The organism is Bradyrhizobium sp. PUT101 (assembly GCF_052043945.1).
GTDB lineage: Bacteria > Pseudomonadota > Alphaproteobacteria > Rhizobiales > Xanthobacteraceae > Bradyrhizobium.
The window spans coordinates 2252491-2268451 of record NZ_CP197207.1 but is presented as its reverse complement, the minus strand read 5'-3'; the positions used below and the strand labels follow the sequence as shown (position 1 = coordinate 2268451).

14 protein-coding genes are annotated in these 15961 nt (G+C 64.2%); 3 read left to right on the top strand and 11 right to left on the bottom strand.

Annotated elements, in window-relative coordinates:
- Positions 1-84 precede the first annotated feature (84 nt).
- Both ACSHT2_RS11080 and ACSHT2_RS11075 read left to right on the top strand, forming a co-directional pair.
- Entirely contained in the window at positions 85-825 is a 741-nt protein-coding gene (locus ACSHT2_RS11080) for a hypothetical protein (protein ID WP_440641594.1), read from the top strand.
- A 10-nt stretch (positions 826-835) separates the two neighbouring features.
- On the top strand, positions 836-1759 hold the full coding sequence (locus tag ACSHT2_RS11075) for a hypothetical protein (RefSeq protein ID WP_440641593.1): 924 nt from the start codon (positions 836-838) through the stop codon (positions 1757-1759).
- Positions 1760-2451: 692 nt separating this feature from the next.
- Here the strand turns inward: ACSHT2_RS11075 and ACSHT2_RS11070 are convergent.
- The 8 genes from ACSHT2_RS11070 to ACSHT2_RS11035 form a co-directional block, all read right to left on the bottom strand.
- Entirely contained in the window at positions 2452-3291 is an 840-nt protein-coding gene (locus ACSHT2_RS11070; protein WP_440641592.1) for an SDR family oxidoreductase, read from the bottom strand.
- 14 nt (positions 3292-3305) lie between these two features.
- On the bottom strand, positions 3306-4067 hold the full coding sequence (locus ACSHT2_RS11065; protein ID WP_440641591.1) for an SDR family NAD(P)-dependent oxidoreductase: 762 nt from the start codon (positions 4065-4067) through the stop codon (positions 3306-3308).
- Positions 4064-4912 (bottom strand): sugar phosphate isomerase/epimerase family protein, encoded by an 849-nt coding sequence (locus ACSHT2_RS11060; RefSeq protein ID WP_440641590.1) that lies wholly within the window; start codon positions 4910-4912, stop codon positions 4064-4066. The genes ACSHT2_RS11065 and ACSHT2_RS11060 overlap by 4 nt, the downstream gene beginning before the upstream one ends.
- The gene (locus ACSHT2_RS11055; RefSeq protein WP_440641589.1) at positions 4909-5673 is read right to left on the bottom strand and encodes an SDR family oxidoreductase; all 765 of its coding nucleotides are present in this window, start codon (positions 5671-5673) and stop codon (positions 4909-4911) included. Before ACSHT2_RS11055 ends, ACSHT2_RS11060 begins: the two co-directional genes overlap by 4 nt.
- Positions 5666-6355 (bottom strand): acylneuraminate cytidylyltransferase family protein, encoded by a 690-nt coding sequence (locus tag ACSHT2_RS11050; protein WP_440641588.1) that lies wholly within the window; start codon positions 6353-6355, stop codon positions 5666-5668. The genes ACSHT2_RS11055 and ACSHT2_RS11050 overlap by 8 nt, the downstream gene beginning before the upstream one ends.
- The gene (locus ACSHT2_RS11045) at positions 6355-8274 is read right to left on the bottom strand and encodes an N-acetylneuraminate synthase family protein (RefSeq protein WP_440641587.1); all 1920 of its coding nucleotides are present in this window, start codon (positions 8272-8274) and stop codon (positions 6355-6357) included. The genes ACSHT2_RS11050 and ACSHT2_RS11045 overlap by 1 nt, the downstream gene beginning before the upstream one ends.
- Positions 8275-8296: 22 nt before the next feature.
- The gene (locus tag ACSHT2_RS11040; RefSeq protein WP_440641586.1) at positions 8297-9673 is read right to left on the bottom strand and encodes a GHMP family kinase ATP-binding protein; all 1377 of its coding nucleotides are present in this window, start codon (positions 9671-9673) and stop codon (positions 8297-8299) included.
- A 394-nt stretch (positions 9674-10067) separates the two neighbouring features.
- Complete coding sequence (locus tag ACSHT2_RS11035) at positions 10068-11291, bottom strand: phenylacetate--CoA ligase family protein (protein ID WP_440641585.1); 1224 nt, start codon at positions 11289-11291, stop codon at positions 10068-10070.
- Positions 11292-11377: 86 nt separating this feature from the next.
- Here ACSHT2_RS11035 and ACSHT2_RS11030 point away from each other — a divergent pair, with 86 nt between their 5' ends.
- Positions 11378-12532, top strand: coding sequence for an AGE family epimerase/isomerase (locus ACSHT2_RS11030; RefSeq protein WP_440641584.1), 1155 nt, complete (start codon positions 11378-11380; stop codon positions 12530-12532).
- A gap of 60 nt (positions 12533-12592) precedes the next feature.
- Here ACSHT2_RS11030 and ACSHT2_RS11025 read toward each other — a convergent pair whose 3' ends face one another.
- The 3 genes from ACSHT2_RS11025 to ACSHT2_RS11015 form a co-directional block, all read right to left on the bottom strand.
- Positions 12593-13432: an ABC transporter ATP-binding protein gene (locus ACSHT2_RS11025; protein WP_440641583.1), complete on the bottom strand. Its 840-nt coding sequence runs from the start codon at positions 13430-13432 to the stop codon at positions 12593-12595.
- 126 nt (positions 13433-13558) lie between these two features.
- Complete coding sequence (locus ACSHT2_RS11020; protein ID WP_440641582.1) at positions 13559-14842, bottom strand: ABC transporter substrate-binding protein; 1284 nt, start codon at positions 14840-14842, stop codon at positions 13559-13561.
- A 43-nt stretch (positions 14843-14885) separates the two neighbouring features.
- A complete protein-coding gene (locus tag ACSHT2_RS11015; RefSeq protein ID WP_440641581.1) occupies positions 14886-15959 on the bottom strand; it encodes a branched-chain amino acid ABC transporter permease in 1074 nt (357 codons plus the stop codon).
- Positions 15960-15961 lie beyond the last annotated feature (2 nt).

The window sequence follows — 15961 nt, the reverse complement described above, 5'->3', positions numbered from 1 at the left end:
GCCGGAACATCGCGTATGATTTGTACAAAGCCGCCGGTCGGTTTGGTCTGTGCCGGTCCATTGCTCTCCCGTTGAGGCTTGTCGATGTCCGGTGAACTGCAGATCGGAGAGGCTGTCGCGAGCGGCTATCCGCCCGCCGTTCTTTATCTGCGCAACGACGAGACCGTCACGACGGAAGTCTGCGCATTCAACTACTTCTCGGTCTTCCTCAAGGATCATCCGGAAGTGGATGCTCATGTCTGGCTCTTCGACGGAGCAGGCAAGCCGGCCGGGTACTTCCATAGGGAGCTTGGCGTCAACGGACAATTGCAGTTGCAGACTTCGGAGCTGTGTCCGCGGGTTTCCGGAACGGTGGCGATGGCGCTGGTCCCGAAACACGAGACCAAGCTTCGCCCCGGACGGAAGGTGACCACCGGCTACTACGCACAATATTTCTCGCAGCACGGCGCGGTGACGTTGTCGCATGAGCGCGAACCCGTCGCGGCAGTGCCGTTTCCAACCTCAGCCTGGATGCAGTCCTATCTCACGCGATTCTTGAAGGAGTCCGGCGTGGTGCTCGTGAATTCCTGCATGGCGTCCGAAGGCGTCTCGGTTGGGACCGCCAGGCTTATGGCCCTGGACGGCACTGCATTGGGCCAATGCGCGCTGCCGGAGATCGCGCCGATGGGAGCCGTCCGCATCAGCACGCTTGATCTTTTCCCAGAGGCTGAATCGCTGATCGGCGTGGCCGAAGGTTTCGCCCTGGAGTTCAAGGGCACCAACATCGCCAGTCCGTTCAGCTATTATGAATTTGCCAACGGCAAGTTCAGCTTGCATCATTTTTAGGGGCACGTCCGTGACCCGTTTCTCGTCCAGTCCCTGGAAGCCCTACGAGCCCAGATTCATGTTCCCGACTTTTGCGGGCGTCGAGTCGCGTATGGGTTTCTCGATTCCTGCCTGGTATCGTCCGGTTGACATCAGGTATCTCCGCAGTCTAGTTGCCGGCAGCCTGCGCAAGAATTTTCGCGAAGCGGTCAAGGATCTCGTTCCCGAGCTCGCCAGCCTAGTCGCCTCGGGCTTCAGCAAGAAGCTGAGATTCAAGCTGCACATTCTATCCCGCGACGGCGAGTACCGGGCGACCTACGAGTTTCCGGACAAATATACGCCGGGTGCCTCCGTCGAGATCGAACTGTCGCATCTTTTCGACTCGCTTGAGCTGCCACAGGATGATTATTTGGTCATCGCCGTCATGTCGCGCGGGCGCATGGACGGCTTCCGGTCCTCGCCTGCGAGCTATTCGATGACCTATGTCGATCAGGATAACGTCGCGATCTATCGCACTGGGGCCTTTGCCCGGCCCTTGAACGAGGGCAGACTCAAGGCGCATGTCGGGTTCACCGGGATCAATCCGAAGATCATTGCGACCAGCGATATCGTCAGCAGTCTGATGTTGATCAATCACTCCTCCGATCCCGAATATGCTCATGCGGCGCGGCCGACATCGAAGCTGATCCGCGAGGATGGCGCGCAGATCGACGCCGAGTTCGGCGAGATTCCGCCGCTCGGGGCGCGCGAGATGTCGGTCGTCGACATGTTCGGCAGTCGGGTGTTCGATTTCCTAAAGCCGTTCGGCGGCCGCGGGACCACGGTTACCACTTGCGCCGGGATGACGCTCGCGAGCCTGCACCTGCAACGCACGAACGACAATCGGCGGACGTTGCTGGGCATCGAGCACTCGCGGCCTGCGCACATGAACCTCGCGGGCATTCTGCAGCATTGATCTAGCGGTCTTCATCGCCTGCTGAAGTTTGACGAGCACATGAAGACTCCACCCTCGGCCTGGTGCTCGGCTTCTGGGTCGTCTCGAACGTTCTGGTCGTCGCCTGGTGGTGGATAGAAGTATCCGATAGATATCTCCCGGGCGTGCTGCGATACGGTTGGAATAGGCTTTTGCGTCATCGTCAGCCTCCGTTCCGGCAGCGTTGTTCTTCAGGGGCAGAAAGATCTTCTTGTATCCAGTCGCACTTGTATTGCCCGTGAGCGGCTGCTTCACCTTTCATCAAGGCGCACGAAGCCAACCTGATGCAGGACCAAACGCGATTTAGCCCGGACCGTGAATCGGAGGCCGCATCCGGCCGCCGATCACTAAGATCACTTACGCGCGGCTCATCATGCTTGCGCTCGCCGGGCTTGCCTTCGCGGCCAGACTAGCCCAAGCAGACCCTCAAACGACGTCGATGTGTTAGCAGGAGCGGAGCCGGCTCTCGCGCCTCCAAGCGGAGGGCAGTCAGAGATTGATGTCCTCTTCGGCAATAGTGAGAGCGTCCGGCCTGAATCCGACAAACCCGTCAGAGGTCGGCCGTGATCAATGTCCGGCGGACGTGTATCTCAGAAATGGTGATCGTGGATCGAGAATTCGCATGAGAGGACGCCCTCGGGCTGGGGAGCCGTCGCGCGTAGGCGCTTGCGCCGCTACCACACGCTTCTCCCGCCGTCGATCACCAGGTTCTGCCCGGTCATGTAGCTCGAGGCGTCGGAGCAGAGGAACTGCACCGCGGCGCGGTACTCGTCGACCTCGGCCATGCGCCCCATGGGGATCAGGCGCGTCAGTCGTTCGACGAAGGCGGGATCCTGGTTGTTGAAGACGCCGCCGGGAGAGATCGCGTTGACGCGGACGCCGCGGTCGGCCCAATAGGTCGCCAGATATTTCGTCAGCCCGATCAGGCCGTGCTTGATCACCGAGTAAGTCACCGGCTTCACCGGCTGCTCCTCCTCTCGTGTCACCTGTGGCTGGCGGTAGATTCGCTGGTCCGGCGCGATCACGCCGAGATCGGAGGCGATGTTGAGGATCACGCCGCGACCACGTTGGGCCATCGCGCCGCCGAACACCTGCGCGCACAGCATCGCGCCGGTCAGGCCCACGGCGATCTCGGTCTGCCATTGCGGCACCGGAAACGCCTCGAAGCGGGAAGAATGCATCACGCCGGGTGAAGAAGTCACCTTGGGGTCGATGGCCGCGTTGTTGACGAGGATGTCGATGGAGACGCCGCGGCCGGAAAGTTGCTCGTTTGCAGCCCGCACCGAATCAAGTGAGGTCACGTCGATCGCAAGCGCGATCAGGTCGGCGGAGGGCGCTTTCTGCATGAGCGCGGCGACGGCCGCTTCGGCTTGCGCAAGCCCGACGTCGGTGACGACGACGCGAGCACCCGCTTCCGAAAGCGCGGCGACATGCTGCCGGCCCAGCAGGCCGCCTGCGCCGGTCACGAGAGCGGTGCGGCCGGTCAGGTCATAGCGTGAGGACGGGCTTGCCATCGGGAGGCTCCTGTTCAGCTACGCAACTGGCCGCCGTCGGCGACCATCACGCTGCCGGTGATGAATGCCGCGCGGGGCGAGACGAGAAAGGCGACGAGGTCGGCGACCTCCTCTGGCTTCCCCAAGCGGCGCAGCGCGACCTCGCGCACAAGCATCTCCTCGACCGCAGCACGATTTTCCGCAAGCTTATGTGCCCAGGTGCCGTCGGCGGCCAGGATGTTGCCCGGTGCAACCGCGTTGATGCGTATGCCTTCGAGCGCCAGGGGGCGGGCCAAGCCACGCACGGTCGCATTCAGCGCGGCTTTCGCGGCATAGTAGGTAACGGGCGCGCCAAGCGCCGCCATGCCTGCGATCGAAGAGATGCAGGCGATGGCCCGGTCGCCGCTGCCGCGCGCCATCAGCGGCCGGGCGGCCTCGATGACGTTGGTCGTGGCGAAGAGATTGAGGTCCATCACCCGCGACCACTCCGCGGCGGTTTCCTTCCCAGGAGGTACGGAAGCGCCGCTGCCGACGTTACAGACGAGAATGTCGAGGCGGCCCCACTGCCGTTCGATCTCCTGCACCAACGTCGCAGCGGCAGCCGGATCGGTGACATCGGCCACGTGTCCCGACGTGCTGCCGCGGACCGCGGCCCGTGCGGCATCGAGCGCATCGGCACGGCGTGCGGCGAGCGCGACCTTGGCACCTTCCGCGGCGAGCGTCGTCGCGATCGCAAGCCCGATGCCGCGGCTGGCGCCTGTGACGAGCGCGACGCGATCATTCAGCTCGAGTTTCATCGCGCGGCATCCTCGATCCAGCGAACCGTCATGTCGCGATATTTCGCCAGCGCGCCGGCGTGATCGCCGTCGCTGGCTCGCGCGGTTTGCAGGATGTACTGCCCCTTGTAGCCGGAGCGTTCGATCAGACGGATCGTCTTCGCCAAGTCGGCATTGCCCGTGCCAAGCGGCACGGTGGTGCCGCCCCGAATGCGGTCCTTCACATGGACATTGAGAATGCGCGGCGCGTAGGCGTCTATCTCCTCGCCGCTGTCATAGCCGAGCGAAGCGCTGTTGCCGCTGTCGTAGTTGATGCCGAAGACGTCCGCCGGAAACGCCTCCATGAACCGGGCGAGCTCATGCGGTGGCAGATCGGATTCGAAGACGATCCTGACGTTCCGTCTTGCGAGCTGCTCGGAGCGCGCGAGAAGCACGCGCTTCAACGTATCGGTCTCGCTCTGGCGCTCGATCTTGCCGTTGTCGACCAGCGGGATCACCACGAATTCGATGCCGATGCGGCTACAGGCGGCGATGAGGAGGTCGAGTTCGGCGACGAGCGCGTCGCGTACCACGGCGTCGACCTTCCAGAACGGTGCCTGCATGAAGCAATCGCCGGTCAGGCTCGGGATGCGCACGCCGTTCTCGCGCGACAGCGCCAGAATCTCCTGTTGTCCCGGCTCGGTCGTCAGCGGGTTCTCGCGCAGCCGCTCCTGATCGATGGTCCATTCCATTCGCGTCAGGCCGAGCGCCTTGGCGCGGGGAAATTCCTCGCGCCATTCATTCCACGGGAACGCCTGGATCTTGCCGTCGACCAGTGCCGACAGGCGTCCCTGCATGAAGCCGATGCGTTGCAGTGTTGCGGTCACGATGTGCTATCCGAGCTGATGGCGAGACCCTTGGTGGTCCAGCCGCCATCGACGAAGATTTCCTGGCCGGTCATATAGGCGGAGGCGTCCGAGGCCAGGAAGATAGCGGCGCCGATCATATCGGCGGGCTGCCCCCAGCGGCCGAGCATGGTGTGGCGGCGCCTCGCCTCGTGCATGACCGGATCGGCAAAGCTCTTCGCAGTCATCTCGGTTGCGACATAGCCCGGTGCAAGCGCGTTGACGCGGATGCCGTCGGATGCGTAGTCGGCGGCGAGTGCCCGCGTCAGCCCGGCAAGGCCCGCCTTCGCCGCCACGTAGCCGGGATTGCCGGGAAAGCCTCGGATCGAGTTGATGCTGGTGACGTTGACGATTGTGGCCGAGCCGGCGTTCTTCAGGAGCGGATAGGCGGCGAGGATGGTGGCGTAGACGCCGGTGAGGTCGGTTGCGACCGTGGCGCGGAAGCGCGCGAGCTCGCTTTCGGCGCTCTGGGCCGGAAGACTGATGCCGGCGGCATTCACGAGCGCGTCGATGCGTTCGGTTTTTGCCGCAATGGCGCGGAACGCGCTGTCGATCGCTCGGTCGTCGGAGAGATCGCAGGCAATGGCAGTGACGCCCTGCGGCGCGGTCCCGGACCGGCTGAGGCCGAACACCGTGGCATCCGCACCCTGCAGGCCGCTTGCAATCGCTGCGCCAATACCCCGCGAGGCGCCGGTGACCACCGCGATCTTGCCTGCGAGAGAGAAGGCGCTGAGATCAGGCATAGCCGTAACTGCGCATGATGGCGGCGCAAAGCTTGACGTCCTCGGGACGATCGATCTGGAACATCTTGTGACGCTCCATCACGTGGAAGCCGATCTTGCCGCCGAGACGGTTGCTCTGCTCGCGCAGGAGGGATGGGATCAGGACGTAGAACGAGCCGTTCTCGAGGTAGCGCTTCTCGATCTGCTGCCGCATGCGGCGGTTGCGATAGTCGTAATTGATCGGCTCTGGTCCGCTCGTGCCGATCCGCCAGTTGAAGTAATCCTCGACCTCGCAGACCGAGAGCAGGCTGTCGAGACGGTCGCGATCGAAGGTTGCAAGCGCGTTCTCGATGTCGCCGGGCTCGCGGATCGGCGATGTGGCCTGAAGTGCGACGATGCGCTCGAACCGTCCCATCCCCGCCTCGGCTGCATCGAGGGCATGCAGCCAGGCGGATTCGGAGGAGGCGAGGTCACCCGAAATGTCATCCGGACGCCGCACGCCGACGGCGCCCGCGGCCTCGGCCGCGGCCAGGATATTGTCGCTGTCCGACGAGACCGCCACCACGTCGACGCCGCGTGCGGCGCGCGCCTGCTCGACCGTCCAGGCGATCAGCGGCTTGCCGCAGAGATCGAGCAGGTTCTTGTGCGGGATGCCCTTGGAGCCGCCGCGCGCGGCGATCACGGCCAGCGTCTTGCGCGCCATCAGATGTGTCCCTCGAGACGCTCGAGCGCGGTCCAGAAGCCTTCGCCCATGTTCTTGTGGCCCTGCCATATCTCGGGAATGAACGACGCCGTCGGCGCATGCTTGCGCAGCACCTGTCCGATCTCGTCGAAATCGATCTCACCTTCGCCGATCTGGAGTCCTTCGCCGTCGAGCCCCTTGGCGTCGCCGAAATGCAGATGTGCAGTGTGCGGCCCGAGCTGGGCGAGGCCTTGGGCAAAGTCGAAGCCGAAATGATTGGCGGCGAGCTTGGTGTGGGAGATGTCGACGCACATGCGCAGATCATGCCTGGCGCAGAATGCGGCCGACTCCTCCGGGAAGATGAAGATGTTTTGATGACGCTGGCCGCCGAAATGCCAGGGGAACGGTGCCATGGTCTGCGGCGTCAGCTCGACGCCGTCCATGTCGAGCTCGGTCAAGCTCTGCGCAAAGATGCGGTAGCGCTCGGCCTTCTCCTCCGGCGGCAGCGGCTCGTCCATGGTGAAGCCGCCGATGTTGGCGACGATGGGCGGGCGCTTGGTCTTGGGGAAGAACTTCTTCAGGCCGCGGGTGATGTCGATCACCGCTTGCGTCTGCTCCAGCGAATATCGCCGCAGCGCCTCGTCGGGGGTTGCTAGGTCCATCAGCTTGGATCCGGCAAACAGCTCCGGCGCATGCACGACGAAGCCGAGATCATAGGTGCCGGAGAGATAGGCCGCGGGATCGCGCTCCATGTCGCTGTAGCTGAGATGGAATTCGATGATGTCGGGCTCGCAGATCTCCAGGAAGCGCGCGGTATCGTGATAACGCACCGGCACCCCCCAAGGCCGGTCAAAACGGTAGCGCCGTGCCTTTGCGACGCCTTCGTCGAGGTCGCTCTGGAAGAAATAGTCGTCCGCTGCCATCGTCCGCCTCAGCCTGCGGCCGAGCAGCGCCGGCATCTTCAGCGGCGACAGGCCCTGTCCCGGGCTTTTCACGGCAATGTCGCTCTCGGAGATCATCGTACCGGCCGGAAGGTCGCGCGCGGCGACCAGGCTCTTGGCGAGATTTTCGCGGTTGATCAGCTCGCCCTGGCTCAGCGCACGTTCCGCGAGCTTCTCGCCGCGCGCCGCCTCGACCTCGCGGATGCCGGAGACGAGTGCCTTGAATTCCTCCGGCTCCAGGCTCGCGGCATGGTCCGGACCTTCCATCTCGCGGTCGAGCGTGATGTGGCGTTCGATGATCACCGCGCCGAGCGCGACAGCGGCCGTCGAAACGGCGATGCCGCGCTCATGTCCGGAATAGCCGACGACCGGATGAATTTCGCGCAGCGTCTCCATGAAACGCAGATGGATGTTGTGGAGCGCTGCCGGATAGGTGCTCTGGCAATGCAGGAGCGCATAGCTAGCGTTGCGGTCGTCGAGGAACTTCGCCGCGGCCTTGATCTCGTCCGTCGTGCTCATGCCGGTCGAGACGATCAGCGTCTTGCCGGTGGCGGTGAGGCGACCGAGCAGCGGCAGGTTGGTGAGGTCGGCCGAGGCGACCTTGTAGGCCTGCACGCCGAAGCCTTCGAGCACGGCGACGCTCTTCGCGTCCCAGGGCGTGCAGAGGTATTCGATACCTTTGGCTACGCAATACTCGGCGATCTTCTTTTGCTGCGCGGTCGGCAGCTCGAAGCGGCGCAGGAGATCGAGCGTATATTCGACCGCGAGGTCGTCGTCCTTCCCGGACAGGCTTGAGGCGCGATAGACCTCGTCGAGTTTGCGCATCTGGAATTTGGCGCAATCGGCGCCGGCCGCGACCGCGGCATCGACCAGCGCAATGGCGCGGTCGAAGTCGCCATTGTGGTTGTTGCCGATTTCGGCGATGACGTAGCAGGGTTCGCCATCGCCCAGAAGACGGTTGCCGATGCGGACCGGAGCAGACTGTTTGGGCGATGTCATCAACATTCTCGTCTCATATGCGTCAGGCGAGCCGCGCGGGAACGCGCGACTTCCACGTCCGCAGCCCGTTCTCTTCGAACATGATGCGCGAACAGCGATGCCCCTGCTGTTCCAGCGCCGCGATGAGCTGGTAACGCTCGAACGGACGTACGAAGAACAGGAAGTAACCGCCGCCGCCGGCGCCCAGGAGCTTTCCGCCGACCGCACCGTGCTGCTTGGCGAAATCGTAGATCGCGTCGATCGCCTCCGACGAGATCTTCGAGCTCAGCTTCCGTTTGGCGTGCCAGGCCTCGTCGATCAGCCGGCCGCATTCCAGGAGCTGGCCGCGCAGCAGGTGCCGCCTTATGTCGCGCGTCACTTCCTTCTGCTTGGCAGCCGCGGCGACGGCGTCGCTGGTCTCGTGCTGAGCCTTCTGGTCGCGGTGAATGGCGCCGGAATCGCGGCCGGAGCCGGCGTAGCAGAGCACCAGGCTCTCCTCGAGCTCGGCGATGATGTTGGGATCGAGACGAAGCGGCACGATGGTGTTCTGGTCGGAGAAGAACTCCATGTGATTGAAGCCGCCGAACACGGTGGCGTACTGATCCTGCCAGCCGCCGGGAATGTTGAGCATCAGCCGCTCGGCCTGGAACGCCATTTCCGCGATCTCGTGGCGGTCCCACTGATCCCCGCGGAATTCGTTGAAGCAACCGATGATCGCGGACGAGACCACCGCGGAGCCGCCGAGGCCGGAACCAACCGGGAAATCGGCGGATACCTCGAGCTCGAATCCATAAGTCGGCTTGATCAGGCGCACGACCGACTTGATCAGCGCGAGATCTCCGCCCGTTCCGAGTTCTGCGAGATTGTCGGCCTCGACCGTGCGGCGGAAATCGTGCGAGTAGATCCGGATGCTGGGATCGCTCCGGCGCCGCAGCGTCGCGTGAGCGTACATCTTGATCGTGGCACTGATAACCGCGCCGCCGTCATTCGCCACGAAGTAATGCGTCAGGTCGGTGCCGCCGCCGGAGAAGCTGATCCGCACCGGCGAGCGGGCACGCGCGAACACCTCGCTCTCTTCCGACAGGTTGAACAGCTCGCGGCTGAATACGTCGACCAGCCGTCCCTCACCGTCGAGGATCGGCACCACATGCACGCGCTGGTCGAGCAGCTTGAGGATCTGCTCGCGCGGGCCGCCGGTCGGCGCCCAGACGAAGTTGCGATTGATGCAGGACGCAACCCGGTCCTGGATCGTGATGCCGGTCAGCATGCGCCTGCGGATGTCACCGTCCGTCACGGCGCCGACGATTCGTCCGCTCGCATCCTGCGCGAACAGGATGCCGAGCATGTTCGCATTCAGGCGCCGGAAGGCTTCCTCAATGGTCTCTGTCTCGGCGATGGTGACGAGGGTCGGTTCAAGCACGTTTTGGATCCGGGAGGGGCCAATTCCAGGCCATATTGCAGCAGGGTTGGTAATACGGGAGCCGCAGGGACGATGCAAGGTTCCTGCGCCCCCGGGGCATTGCACGCAAACGGCACTGTCAAGCGCTTCGGCCACGCAATGCCCGTTTACAGCGGCCGCGGCTCTTAAAGAAGGCGCACGTAACGGTCCACACGAAATGAATCTTGGAATCAGCTCTGGATCAAATGCGGAAAATACGACGCCGCGCGATGCCGCTGCGCGCCGGCGAGTTGATCGCAGTCGCGGAATGAATGCGCTTCGCATATCCGGGGTGTCCACGCGGACACCAATCCGCTTAACTCTTGCCTGTTCGTTGCATTGGCGATAGCGATCTTGCCGTCGACGTCAGTCGACGTTACCGCTCGTCCGCGATCACCTTGCCGTCATTCGGCAGCGTGCCGGGACTGACCAACTCGACGCTTCCGCCGAGTTTCGTCACCGCGCGCAAGCTGGCGGCGATCTCTTCACGCAGGGCGTCGTTCGCGGCCGCCGTTTCCGCTCTCAGCGTCATCGCGTCGGCTTCGCCCTGGCGCGTGACGACGAGGCGCAGTCTTCCGATTGCGGAATGGCGCTTGCCGATCTCGGCGATCTGCTCGGGCCGGACGAACATGCCCTTGACCTTGGTGGTCTGGTCGGCGCGGCCCATCCAGCCTTTGATTCGCATATTCGTGCGCCCGCAAGGACTCGTGCCGGGCAAGGCCGCGGTGAGGTCGCCGAGTGCGAGCCGGATCCAGGGGTGGTGCGGATCGAGCGAGGTCACGACGATCTCGCCGACGTCGCCCGGCGCTACCGGATCTCCGGTGCCGGGATTGACGATCTCCAGGATCAGGTCTTCGTTCACGACCATGCCCTCGCGCGCCTCGGTCTCGAACGCGATGAGGCCGAGATCGGCGGTGCCGAAAGCCTGGTAGGCGTCGATGCCGCGCGCCTTGATCTCAGCCTGAAGCGAGGGCGGGAACGCGGCGCCGGAAACCAGCGCGCGCTTGATCGAGGAGATATCGCGGCCCGAACTGGCAGCGGCATCGAGCAGAATCTTCAGAAAGTCCGGCGTGCCGCTGTAGCCGACTGGGCTGTATGCCTCGATCAACTCGAATTGCTGTTCGGTATTGCCGGGACCGGCCGGGATGACGGCGCAGCCGAGGGCGCGCGCCGACGCGTCGAAGATGAAGCCGCCGGGGGTAAGATGATAACTGAAGGTGTTGAGGACGATGTCATCGGGGCGGAACCCGGCCGCGAACAGCGCCCTTGCACCGCGCCAGGGATCGGCCTGCCGCCCCTCCGGTTCGAAGATCGGCCCAGGCGACGTGAACAGGCGGGCGAACGAGCCCGGGGCCGCCGCCACGAAGCCGCCGAAAGGCGTAGAGGCCTTGTGCAGGGCGGGCAGTTCCGACTTGCGCAGCACCGGCAGGCCCGCCAGCGCCGCCCTGGTGGTCACAGTGGCGGAATCAAGGCCTTTGAGTCGCTCGGCATAGGCCGGGGCGGCCATCGCGGCTCGCAGCACGTCAGGCAGGCGGGAGAACAGATCTGCCTCACGGGCGGCTTGCTCGCGCGTCTCGCGGGCGTCGTAATGGGCGGTCATGGCTGTTGTTTCCGTGTTGGCATCCGTTGCGCGCCGCCACCGGCATGGGTATCAGACCGCCATTGGCGAGGCTTGAAGGGGATCCGATGGCGGACATAGGACTCATTGCGGCGGACGAGGCGACGGATGTCGTCGCGCGCCTGAAGCGCCGCATGATCGAGGACGCATTGCCGCTGTGGTCGACGACCGGCTGGGACGATGCCGCGGGCGGCTTCATCGACCGGCTGCACCACGACGGCACGGCGGACCCGGCCGCGCCGCGGCGTGTGTTCGTGCAAGCGCGGCAGATCTATTGCTACGCCAAGGCTGCGCAGATGGGCTGGTATCCTGAGGGGCGCAACATCGCGCTGAAGGGGCTGGAGCATCTGCTGGCCAGAGCGAAGGCGCCCGACGGCCGGCCCGGCTATGTGCACCGGCTGACGCCGGAAGGATCGGTGCTGGATGCCCGGCGCGATGCCTATGACCACGCCTTCATCCTCTTTGCGCTCGCAGCCGTCTACGCCCTTGACCAGGATGCGCAGGTCCGCGCCGAGATCGATGCGCTGCTCGCCTTCCTCGACGGCGATCTGCGCTCGCCGCATGGTGGCGTTCACGAAGGTCTTCCGGTCTCGCTGCCGCGCCGGCAGAATCCGCACATGCATCTGTTCGAGGCGATGATCGCGTGCTTCGAGGCGACCCACGATCTGTCGTTCCAGAACCGTGCCGGAGAATTCTTCGCACTGTTCCTGGCCAATCTCTACGACAAGCAGAAGCGCATCCTGACGGAGTACTTCGAGGAGGACTGGTCGAAGATCGAGCCGGTCAGCGTCGAGCCGGGTCACCAGGCAGAATGGGTTTGGCTGCTGAAGGGTTTCGAGCGCATCACGGGCTGCCCGACAGGGCAGCGGCGTGCCGAACTGCTGTCGACCGCGCTGCGCTATCGCGACAAGGCCACGGGCTGCCTGATCGACGAGGGGGACGACGTCGGCAACATCCGTCGCAGCACGCGCCGGCTGTGGCCGCAGACCGAGATCGCGAAGGCGTGGATCGCGCAAGCCGAGTCCGGCGAGGCGGGCGCGGCGGATGAGGCGCGCGCGGCGCTGGTGCGGCTCGAACGGCACTATCTCAGCCATCCCGTGAAGGGTGGCTGGTACGACCAGTTCGATCGCGACGGCAAATCGCTGATCGACACCATTCCTGCGTCGTCGTTCTATCATGTTCTCTGCGCAGTCACGGAAGCGGAGCAGGTGCTTGAAAATTGAAGCTCTCTTGTATTGACGCGTTTTCTTCACGCGAACCGGTTCCCACTTCGCTTGAAAACGCTACAGCCAGCGCTTGCGCCGCTTGAAGCTCTTGAGGTTCTTGAAGCTCTTGCGCTGGTCGCCGGCGCCGCCGAGATAGAATTCCTTGACGTCCTCGTTGTCGCGCAATTCGTCCGCGCTGCCGTCGAGCACGACCTTGCCCTGTTCCATGATGTAGCCGTGGCCCGCGACCGAGAGCGCAGCGCGCGCGTTCTGCTCGACCAGCAGGATGGTGACGCCGAGGTCGCGGTTGATCTTCTGGATGATCGAGAACACTTCCTTCACCAGCAGCGGCGATAGGCCCATCGAAGGCTCGTCCATCAAGATCATCTTCGGGCGCGCCATCAGAGCCCGGCCGATCGCGAGCATCTGCTGCTCACCGCCGGATAGATAGCCGGCAAGGCCAGTGCGCTCCTTCAGGCGCGGAAAGTAGTTGAAGACCATGTCGAGGTCGGAATCGACCTCGCGGTCCCTGCGGGTGAAGGCGCCGAGCTTGAGGTTCTCCAGCGACGTCATGTCGGCGACGATGCGCCGGCCCTCCATCACCTGGAAGATGCCGCGGCGCACGATCTTATCGGGGTCGATGCCGTTGATCCGCTCACCTTCGAACAGGATCTCGCCGCGCGTAACCTCGCCGTCTTCGGTCTTGAGCAACCCGGAGATCGCCTTCAGTGTCGTCGACTTGCCGGCCCCGTTGGCGCCCAGGAGCGCCACGATCGCACCTTTCGGCACGTCGAGGCTGAGGCCGCGCAGCACCAGGATGACGTCGTCGTAGACGACCTCGATGTTGCGCACGGCGAGGAGCGGCGGGGCGGGGACGATGCTGGGGGAGGACCGTGTCGCTTCTATGATTTCGGTCATTGATTATGCCGCCAATCTGCTGCTCTCGTCATGCCCGGGCTTGTCCCGGGCATCCACGTTCTTCATGCTGGTCGTTCAGACGTGGATGGCCGGGACACGCCCGGCCATGACGTCGGAGATTGGCGCTCACCACCCCAGCAGTTCCGGCTTGCGCGGCAGCTCGACGGTCTTGACCTTCTCGAGCTTGATCGTGCCCTTGGCCATGACGTCGTTGAGGTCGCCGTCGGTCGCGCCTGAGACCTTGGTGCGATAGAGGTCGACCTTGAGCGTGCCGCGATGGTCCTTCTCGGTCCAGGTCGAGGCATTGCAGACGCCTTCCATCCCGGCCGGCACCCAGTCTTTCTTCTGGTGGAAGCCCTTGGCGACGTTCTCGCCGGTGGCGCCGCCGTTCTTGGCGGCCCAGTCGATCGCCTCCTTCATGTACATCGCCGAGCAGACGGCCGCGACGTAGTGCACGGGACGATAGACCTTGCCGGTGGGGTCGGACATCTTCGAGATCTCCATCAACGTCTTCATGCCGGGCGCATCGCCGCCCCAACTCACCGCGGTGCGCAGCGGGAAGATCACGCCGTTGGCCGCATCGCCCGCGGTCTTGGCCGCATTCTCGTCCATGCCCCAGACGTTGCCGAGGAACTGGATCTCGACGCCGGCGGTCTTGCAGGCCTTCATCACCGAGATGTTGGAGGCGGCGGTGTTGCCGAGATAGGCGTAGTTGGCGCCCGAGGATTTCAGGCTCAGGCACTGTGCGCTGTAGTCACCCGGCGTGAGGGCGAACACCAGCGGCGGCAGAACCTCGAAGCCGAGCTCCTGCGCCATGGCTTCACCGGCGGCCTTCGGCGCGTTCGGATAAGGATGGTTGGCGCCCATGTGCACGAATTTCGGCTTGCCGGGCTTGCCCTTGGCCTTCCAGTCCTCGGCCGCCCACATCAGCATCGCGCGCAGTGCGTCCGAATAGCTCGGGCCATAGAAGAAATTGTAAGGAGCGGGCTTCGCCTTGCCGCTGACGCCTTCGGGATCGGTGAGGGCGGCGGCATAGGAGCCGGACATGTCGGGGATCTTGTCCTGGGCAAGGAAGCCGGTCAGCGCTTCGGTGTCGGCGGTGCCCCAGCCCATGATCGCGGCGACCTTGGAGTCGGGCGCCGACCACTTCTTGTAGAGCGCGATCGCGCGCGGCACCTGGTAGCCATAGTCGTTGGTATCGACATTGAGCTGCTTGCCGCCGACGCCGCCGTTCTTGTTGACCCAGGCGAAGGTGTCGGCGACGGCCTGGCCATAGGGCGTGCCGACGTCCGAGGTGCCGCCGGAATAATCGGCGAGATGTCCGATCGCGATCTGCGCCTGCGCGCTCGCCGAGAATGCGGCGATCGCAAGCACGAGCGATGCGGTGCTCAAAAGGGACTTTGTCGTCATGGGTCGGTTCCTCCTGTTTATTGTTTAAGTGAAGTTGCCCGCCTCAATGCGAGAACGGGTAGAGTTTCCAATACGCCTTGATCTGCCGCCAGCGATGCGCGAGCCCGTCAGGCTCGAACATCAGGAATGCGATGATGATCACCCCGATCGCGATCTCGCGCAGGAAGGTGATGTTGTTGTTGAGCGAGAGCGCCTGGTCGATCGCGCCGCCCTTCAGTTGATGGCTCAGCCACTCCATCGATTCCGGCAGCAGCACCACGAAGGCGGTACCCATCAGCGTGCCCATGATCGAGCCGGTGCCGCCGATGATGATCATAGCGAGGAACAGGATCGAACGCTCGATACCGAAGCCCTCCTGCGACACCACGAGCTGGTAATGCGCATAGAGCGCGCCGGCGATGCCGGCGAAGAAGGCGGCTAGCCCGAACGACAGCGTCCGGTACTTGGTGAGGTTGATGCCCATGATCTCGGCGGAGAGATAATGGTCGCGGATCGCCACCAGCGCGCGGCCGTCACGGGTGCGCATCAGATTGGTGACGAGGACGTAGCTCACGAGCACATAGGCCAGCACGACGTAGAAGTACTGCCGGTCGCCGCGCAGCGTATAGCCGAAGATCGAGAAGGGCGCGGCGCTCGCCGGCACCGAGCCGCCGGAGAACCATTCGGCGCGCGAGAAGAAGTCGAGCAGGATGTATTGCGCGGCCAGCGTCGCAATGACGAGGTAGAGACCTTTCAGCCGCGCCGCCGGAATGCCGAAGATCAGCCCGACCAGCGCAGTGACGATGCCAGCGAGCGGAATTGCGAAGAACACCGGGATCGGCGCGTTGTTGGAAATGTAGGCGGAGGTAAATGCGCCGAGCAGGAAGAAGGCGGCGTGCCCGATCGAGATCTGGCCGGTGAAGCCGACCAGGATGTTGAGGCCGAGCGCCGCGATCGAGAAGATGCCGATCTGGATCAGGACGCTGAGCCAGTAGCCGCTGAAGAATTGCGGCGCGAGGCACAGCAGCGCAACGCCTGCGATTGCGAAGTTGCGGCTGGTGGTCGTCGGGAAGATCGTGGTGTCGGCCGCGTAGGAGGTGCGGTAATCACCAGCGGGGATGAGGGCAGGGCCGGCCATAG